At 42.1% G+C, this 8,768-nt stretch carries 4 protein-coding genes and 1 pseudogene; all 5 read right to left on the bottom strand.

The genetic code is table 11. The annotated features are described in order from the left end of the window. Nucleotides 1-723: 723 nt before the first annotated feature. A complete protein-coding gene (locus tag ACTQ34_RS16740; RefSeq protein ID WP_441364765.1) occupies nucleotides 724-3,264 on the bottom strand; it encodes a hypothetical protein in 2,541 nt (846 codons plus the stop codon). 10 nt (nucleotides 3,265-3,274) lie between these two features. Then, nucleotides 3,275-3,859 (bottom strand): hypothetical protein, encoded by a 585-nt coding sequence (locus ACTQ34_RS16745; RefSeq protein WP_441364766.1) that lies wholly within the window; start codon nucleotides 3,857-3,859, stop codon nucleotides 3,275-3,277. 2 nt (nucleotides 3,860-3,861) lie between these two features. Beyond that, nucleotides 3,862-5,394: a DNA adenine methylase gene (locus ACTQ34_RS16750; protein WP_441364767.1), complete on the bottom strand. Its 1,533-nt coding sequence runs from the start codon at nucleotides 5,392-5,394 to the stop codon at nucleotides 3,862-3,864. A gap of 199 nt (nucleotides 5,395-5,593) precedes the next feature. Then, nucleotides 5,594-8,071 carry a DEAD/DEAH box helicase gene (locus ACTQ34_RS16755; RefSeq protein WP_441364768.1) on the bottom strand — a complete coding sequence of 826 codons (2,478 nt, stop codon included), beginning with the start codon at nucleotides 8,069-8,071 and terminating at the stop codon, nucleotides 5,594-5,596. Nucleotides 8,072-8,279: 208 nt separating this feature from the next. Beyond that, nucleotides 8,280-8,660, bottom strand: a pseudogene (locus ACTQ34_RS16760) (type IIL restriction-modification enzyme MmeI); the annotation flags it as partial. Nucleotides 8,661-8,768 lie beyond the last annotated feature (108 nt).

Raw genomic sequence — 8,768 nt, forward strand, 5'->3', positions numbered from 1 at the left:
ATACATGAACATGAAGCACTTGGAGGCGGCTCTGTACGACGCCTCTATTGCCGGCTGACTTCATTCAGCCGGAGCCTGCAAATAATTTTGCGCATAAATCTTGACGGCACCCATCTATGGAATCATCCGTAAATTTTTGAGCTGAAAAAGCCCGGAAACGGTTGATGCCACTGGCTTTTCGCCAGTGGCATCTATACCGTTTTGATTTTATGGTGGAGCCGAGGGGAGTTGAACCCGCTTTTTGAGCATTTTACCCCGTTTTATTGTGCATTATTACCTGTTTTTCGGTCTGTTTTTGCAACTTTTCTTTCCCACTTGACCCCTGCCTGTGACGGGTTTTGACGGGTGAAATCTACCTAAAAATCTACCTGAAGGGCGGTTGGCAAAGTGCACAAAAGATATCTTACACTCCTTTTATTCTCAATAGGTTAAATCAGGAGACTCGCGTATTACAATTTGCATATCTCCTCTTTAAATAAGCCATCTAACAATCATCTTCTCCTTGTATCCTAGAAAAAATCCACATTTTCCCGACAATAGTTTACTGTCTCTGTAGTAATTGACATCAGCCATCATGGTGGGAGATGACGCACAAACCTTCGACTTTTTACACCACTTCTTACTGCACCACTAGGCATCCGATAAATAATACACCAAATGTATATCAACATAGAAAAATACATTCAAAAACTTTTCCTCACAAGTATCAATATAGTCTATTCTTTACTTGTCAAAAAAAGACATTTGTTTTGCTTCTTCGAACACGGAAATTTCTATTTGCCATATACCGCTCTTACGTTCCCCTTTAAGGACTATATCAATATTGTCAGCCTTAACACTTGGTCGAATTTCCCATTTGTCCAAGGTCAGTGGAACTTTAATCCGCGTTAATGATTCATTAGCAGTTGAGTACTTTCGCAAATCTGTCGATTTTGAGATTTTCTGTTTTGTATCAACGGGATTATTATCAACAACAATTTTTCCTTTACTAGATGTTGCTCGACTTGTTGTCGTTTTTAAAAAAACGCCTTTTTCGAATCCCCCCGCCTTTTCACGTTTTTTTTGCTTTTGCGCTAAAACCGTTTCCATATCTATCTGATGCTGCCCAAGGATTCCATCAAGAACTTCCAGAATATCAGCCAATTCTACAACCAGATCCTCGTCACCTTCTGAATCAAGAACTTCCAACGCTTCCTCTACTAATTTCCGTTTCAGCAATCGACTCAAAATGTTTTTTTCCAATTGAGCGGTTACAGCTTTCTCTCCATTGCGTTGTATCTTTTCGGGAATCTTATCTCTTACAAGTTTATTAAATTCCAAGCTTTGCTCTTTCTCAAAAGTATATCTGACCTCAACCTTTGCTCCTGTCCGGACCAACTGATAATATGCATGAGAGAGGATTCCACCCTCCAACAAAATATTTGCGCCCAAACCTTTTGCGATTTTTCCGATCCTGTCAATGATAGAACGATCTCTCAAAATTTTAGCGTCCGTTGGCTGAATCTGAATATTTCGAATATGTGCATTCGACTTCGATATCAGCTTCTCCAATTGTTCAAGATCTTTCAATGTGTGGATTGCCAGAGTCCTCTCAAACGAGAGCTTATTGCGAGGAGTGGTTTGCTCTTCGTTGTACTCAAAAAACTCATGATGCCATGGAAATACATTACATCCATAGATTCCCTTATCCACTCCTACAAACCACATCACGCTGACACTATTTCCTTCCTCTTCAGAAACCCGTCGTGTAACATATGCGATTTCTTTTATCCAGTCTTCATCTGGAATCGCAGCTTTCCAATCATATGGACTTGCCAAGCTCTGTACTTCCCATTTTTCGTCTTCCATCGGAAAAACGAAATACTTTTTATAGTTGCGAACAGAATGCACTATAAATTCTTTCTGAACCAATTTCCCAACATCAGTATGTCGTGTATCAACCAGATGTTTATCGTGACTATAATAATACAAGCCTTCAGGCAAGCCCCACAACGCTTCAATTCGAACAAGTTTTTCACTCGGACTGGCATAAGCAAAGGCAGATGAGAAAGCAGGAATATAGTTATGCATTATAAAAATAACCTTTCGATCAGGCTCTTTCAGTAATTCTGCATAACTTTCGCATAACCATTTTTTTGCAGCATCTACATCTCTAATACCATCAGTTCTCGGCAGCAGCTGGCGCTCTTCTTTCTTTTCAGTAGCAATGTCGGTTCGAATGATCAGTGAACGTGAAGTGAGCACACGCAAATCTTTTTCCAGCAAATCCGTTATCGTACCAGATGCTAAAGCTTTAAGAGTTTCCTCATCATCCAAAATATATAATGGAGCTGTGCTCTGCCCTATGCGATGATATAACAGCGGATTATGTATTTTTGCATATTGACCATACCGCCCAGCATCTTCTGCTTTCAGCATGTGCACACAGTAAGGAAATCCAGAATCAATAGATTCATCTGCAGCCAATGTTTCACACGCATTTTTCATAGGATTAATCCCATCAGTTGGAGTCTCTTCATCAGCCTGAACTAAGTAAATATAATCCCCATCATATACCCACTCGAAATGCGCACGGATCCGTTGTTCTGTGGCCCATGTACAAGGAACTGATAATACATCTTTAATTACTCTATCCCCCGGACACATTAGTGGCGCATTCAGGTAACCATCAACATTTACTTTTTTTCTCCATGTGCGCAGTGAGACAGAAAAAACTCTGGGGATTTTCGCCTCGATTTCCCCTTTCCAGTCACGAATCTCCTCAGCCACGCGCCGTTCATTTGAAATATGTCCACAAGATAATGCTATTACTCTTTTTTGAACAATTACTGGCATATGAATATTTTCCGGTTTTTCTTGTTCCAATGAGTCATCAAAACACTGTTTAACTAATTGAGGCCACTCTCTGAATGTCCCTTCAACAGAGATAAATTTACCACGTTCTGCCAGTCCTTCTACACGCGCATTAGATCTTACAATAATCTGATCTTCTGGTGATATTCCACAATGTGTTGCTGCAGAATTGACCAAGTCATCCCATTTTGATGTCAAGCCCCTAATATCATTCTTTTCAATATAGTCATCAAATAACTGATCCGAAATCACAAAAAAAGGCAATGTCCATTTTGCAGGTAACGCAGACAAACCAAAAGCCTTCTCACCCACACGTTCTATCGTAACATACTCTGGATTAAGAACCTCAATACCTTCTTGTGCAACCCAGAGCACCGAGCTTATAGGCTTTAGTACAGGAGAATGGGACATTCTAAGCACCTCACTTCACCTTGCCACTGGATCCAAACAATGCTGCCGCGACCTCAGACATTTTGCCAACTGCTTCATCCGCAAAATAACCAGCGATGAAACCAACACAAATCCCAACTGCAGTAGAAGGTGTTTGGGCTGCATTAATATAACCTGAACAAACCATACACCCTACAACCAAAGCTATACATGCAGAAATCCATGGAGAAAAAATTCTCCAGTACTTCCTATCCTGTGTCCAATATCCTCGTGCTATAACTCTATAGAAGTACTTTATTCCAAAGATAGTACCTCCTAGCAAACCAGAAAAGAAGTATAGTACACTCCCCTCAAAAACAACCACCCGTGTGGAATCCACTCCTACCATAGAACTGATTACTCCACACCAATTGAAAAACAATCCGCCAAGCGACACAACAAGAATTACGCCAATATAAACAGCTTCACACAGCATTTCATGCCGTGCTTCTGGAGGATATTTTGATTCCCAGTCATAGGGTTCTCGCCCATCAGTATTTACATTTGTTTCATTGGTATCTTGGACAGCATTGCCTTGAGTTGTTTTCGCTTCTTCATTAGTAACGATCTCTGCCATTGTCAAACCTCACACTGCTCAGAATAATACTTTCTTACCTTTGCAATGGTTTTCAGCGTCAGTGTTATATCGGGATTCGTTTTATAATTAAATTTGTCAGGTATTCCGAGATCTTCAGCTATAACTTTTCTAAAGAACTGCGATATCGGTTTTTTCAAAACATGAACTTGACCATCCGGATTATCCCATTTCTCACCTGGCTCACAGTAATACAAGTATTCGTTTTCCCCAACAATATCACTAATTTGGGATGTAGAGCATGGTTGCCATTCTACATCCATACTATCGAGTTTCGTCGTTAGCGAGCGATAAGGCACAAGATGAATGTGGGCGTGATTCGTTCCACAAGATGTATCAGAACCTTCATGATTAGGTCCGTGCTCAAAAGCTACAACAGATCCATAACATGCCGTCAATGCACTTAAAATATGATTTGCGAATGTATGAAATTCTTTATCTGAATACAATGTTTTCATCGAGCAACAGTGCCGTTTTGGAACAATGAGCGTCCATCCCTCTACTAATGCACCAACCGAAGAAATAGCAAAATACTTTTCACTTTCTGCAATTTTTGTATTTTCGGTTTTGTTTGCATTCTCGTCGCCACTAATGATGCCACAAAATCTGCAGCTATCCATTTTATTTCCCTCCAAACATATATCACTGAAAGATATAGCCCTAGATAATTTGTTAATAACTTCGTAAGATGGGACACATGATGTATCTTTAAAAATCATCATTTCTCCACCTTTTCTTTTATTAGACAAGCTATAATTAATTGAAAAACGAAACTTCTGATAATTTTTATACAGCTCATCTATCTCGATTTTGTCATCATAAGTCATAAGCCATTTGCAATTAAGCGTAGCCACAGCATCTCTCAATCTCTCGTGGTCTTTACTGGAAAAATGATTCATATACAAACGCTGCCCTTTTTCATAATAAGGTGGATCAAAATATACGAAAATATCGTGATTTTCATTTTCTTTAGGCAAATAATGTTTTAGGAAAACAGAAATATCTTGATTGTATACTTTTATCCTGTTCCGATATGCAGCAATTCGTTCAATTTTTTTTGCTAATGCATCTCTGTTGAAACGACAATCAATCTTGTATTCTCCACTCTGATCATAACCACCTATGGGACCAGCATCCAAGATTCCGGACCTGTTAGTTCTATTTAAATAGAACATAGCAAAGCCCAGCTCTTTGCTATATTTTTTCACATTTCGGAGAAGTTCCCTTTGTTTTCGCCATTCATCAACTGTTATCGGCGTTTGCTTGATTTTATCAACGAACCATTGTGTTGATTCCATAACAGCTCGCCAAAATGAATAGACCGCCTTATCTGCATCATTGATAATTACATAATCTACCACGCCATCAAACAACAAACTCCACGCAATGCTTGCTCCACCGGCAAATGGTTCAACATATATACAATGTTTCATTTTATTCGATTTGATCACGCTTGAAACAACAGGATACAATGCCGATTTCCCTCCTGGATATCTAAGAGGGGAGCAATTACTCATTTAGCCAGCCTCCCATTTTTGTATATACTAATCCTATTATATCGTATATAATAGCTGTTTAAGGTCAAAAAGTCAATGCTATTAAAGCATTTGCAGCCATAGCACTTGCGTCTCTTCTTATACTGCATATAAACAGTTTTGCAAATCCAATCCTCACTATTTTGTATGAAAAAAACAGCTATAAAACATGAAGAACAAATCATTGATTGCATATAGAAATAAACTCAGGAAGCACATACGAACGACTGTCACCATACCACTGTGAAACTCTCAACAACTGCCCAATCAGTTGAGTATGCTGCATCCCCCAATACTCTGCATCACACACCAGAATCAAACGTCGTTTTGCGCGGCTGACAGCGGTATTGATGACACGTTTTCCATTGCTCTCCAATCGGTCAGAATCAGTAAACCATTTATCCAGAGTATCTACAACGCTGAATAACACCGTATCCCATTCCTTTCCCTGCGAGCCATGTACCGTTAAAACCTTATCCTCCCAACCTGACGAACGCGGTAACAGGTTCCGTATCGCATCCCGCTGATTTTTGTATGGCGTAATCACCCCGACCTGCTCATCAGGATGTGATTGGATGTAAGAAGCGATTGCGCGGCATTCTGCCGGACTGGTGCGCTTTTTCACTTTTTCCCGCGAAGCTGCGGCGTGCAAAACGAAAATATCCGTCTTATGCGCAGAGTTACCATAAAACGAACTAGAATATACCGTTCTTGCCAGAACCTTTGCCAACGCTTCCCCAAAGCGGTAGGTATGTGTCAAATCAAAACGCTTCAGTTTTTCAAACCGCGCAGGCAGGTGCATTAAATATGTATTCGTAATCTGCAAAATTGATTGTGTGAAAATGTCCTCTGCAAACAACGCGGATTGTGCCCATAAGCAAACATTCGGCTCCCGGCCTTCCTGCATATCCTCATCAGGCATTTCACAAACCGGCGGTAGCTGCATATGGTCTCCCAAAAATGTTACTGGACAAGCGTAAGCAAGCAGTGCAGCACCTTTGATCAACGAGCAGTACCCTGCCTCGTCCAAAAAGATATGGGCAGGAGCCAATTCTTCATTCGGTGGCATCCGATACAGGAAAGTATCCACAGTTCCCGCCAGCACCAAGCATTCGTACCAGCGTGTGCCGCTACCCTGCTCTTCCAAATTTTCTTTTTGTTTTAAGCAATTGGCTTTTTGCTGCTCTAAGTCTTTTTTGCTCTCCAACAGCGCGGTTTCAGACCACTCCCTGCAATCTTCGTATTGTGGTCGTTTCTCCTCTAAAATTTTGCGTGCCCGTTCAAGTTGAATACATAAGAACGCAAAATCTGTTGCAAAACACGTTTCACGTATTTTTTTAGCGGACTGCAGCAACGGCTTCCAATATGATGCCCACATCTGCAGTTCTGTTTTGCTATGCGCAATCTCCTTCAGAACTTGCTTCTGTTGCTGCCGGGCATCCGCTTCTTTCTGGATATACTCCTCGCGTTCTGCAATCAACTGATGGCTCTGCGCACGCACTTCATCCAACTCGTGCATTTCTGTTTGAAGCGACTGCATCAATTTATCCCTACGCCCAGCGAATAGCCATTTTCTCCAACCGCTGCTGTATAGTCGTACCTGTCTTGTGAAATCAGACACATTTTCTGTGTACTTTTTCTCTTTTGTCTGGCAGGTCTCCAGTTCTGCAAGCACCAAATATCCTCTTCCCTGCCATTCGATACATTCCCGCTCTAATCTATCGAGTTCCGATATTTTCTGCTGCATTCGTTTCTGCCAATCCGGCAATGCACTCTCTAGAAAATCTTGTGCCTTTTCAAAGGATAAAAAATTGCGATATGCTGCTAATTTGTCCAATTGTTCTTGATTTGCAGCAATTGCCGCTTCTATCTGCAATAACTGTGCCTGTATGTCTCCGTGCAATTTCGCTTTATCCGTTTGTTCGCACACTTCACTGTATTGACTTTTAAACGCCCGCGAAGGCACTCCTAAGCGAAGCACCTTTTGCAGTGAAATTCCGGCCTCCTGTAAAATCGGCAACACGCCGTACAGCATCTGCTCAACTGCATTATTGGTCGGTGCCGTGATCCAAATTCGCTTTTGAGTCTGAACATACGCCAGAATACACCGTGCTAAAACAAACTGTGTTTTCCCCGTGCCCGGCGCACCCCAAATGTAGGAAAACGGCTGCGATAACGCTGCTGCAACAGCATTTTTCTGTTCCTCTGAAGCCTGCGATGACAAAGCCACATCTTTTGGCAGCGAAACCGAACCCAATTGTGTAGGCAGCGCAATTTGCAGCCCATAACTGCGGTACCAGTCTTCCACCCGTTTCACCAAAAAGCGTAAATCCGAGATTACGGTTATCTTTTGTATCGGAGTATCTGCCAACACTTGCCGTAACTCATCCAATGGACGCACGGTCAACTCATTGGTTTGCTCACAATATTCCGTTGGCTTGATTTGCTCTTGTGTATATATCTTATTCTCGATCCGCAACTGCACCGTATCCGCATATGAAAGCAAAGACCGCAAAGTTAGCACAAAGTGCGATCCTTCCTGTCTTATTTTCAAAACCCGGTACTCGATCAACCCGCGCTGATGCTCCGTCAGGTATCGATAATAGCTTTCAGAGCCTTGTATCGCAGCCTGCACATAAGATTTCAAGTATTCTTGCACGCGAAATTCCTCCGCCCCCTCAATTGTTTTGCAACTTCCCCAGCAAAAACTCGATTGTTGTAGCTACCGACACCTCGCATAATTTACACACATCAACATTCCTGATGTAATCCTGATTTGAAAAATATTCCCATCTTAGTCCAGCGGATCATTCCCTTACCAGTTCCTCACATATAAAATCGGGCACATGAAACCACTCTGCCGTCCCCTATTTCTTTGTTTCTTCTGTCAATTTTTGATACATCCGCATCAGTTCCGCCACGCAGGATGTCTCGGTGGTGGTTTTGATGTCAAAAACGTAGGCACGCATAACGGCCTTGTCATTTTGCTGATGGGCTTTGCGTAGCTCCGGGGGCATGGTGGTCTCGTCGTAAAGATCGGCCAGACTAGAGTCGGGATACAGGGCGCGTGCGTCCAGAATGGCTTGGGCGGTCTCCTCGATTTTGGTTTTCTGCGCATCGGTGGGCGTAGGCCATGGGAAGTTGTTGTAAACTACATCCTTAGAGTAGCGATAGTCGCTCTTTAGGCGGCCGCATACCGCACGCATCCAAGCCATGTGGACATTGGAGGTCAGAATTCCAAAGTGATAGTGGAAATGTCAAGAAATGTGCAGTCTGGAAACACCCAAAATCTGAAAAGCATGGTAATACAGCGCAGTTTTCCGAAGTGGAGCGTAGCGGAACGCAGGAAAACTGCG

The organism is Agathobaculum sp. LCP25S3_E8, assembly GCF_052117165.1.
Lineage (GTDB): Bacteria > Bacillota > Clostridia > Oscillospirales > Butyricicoccaceae > Agathobaculum.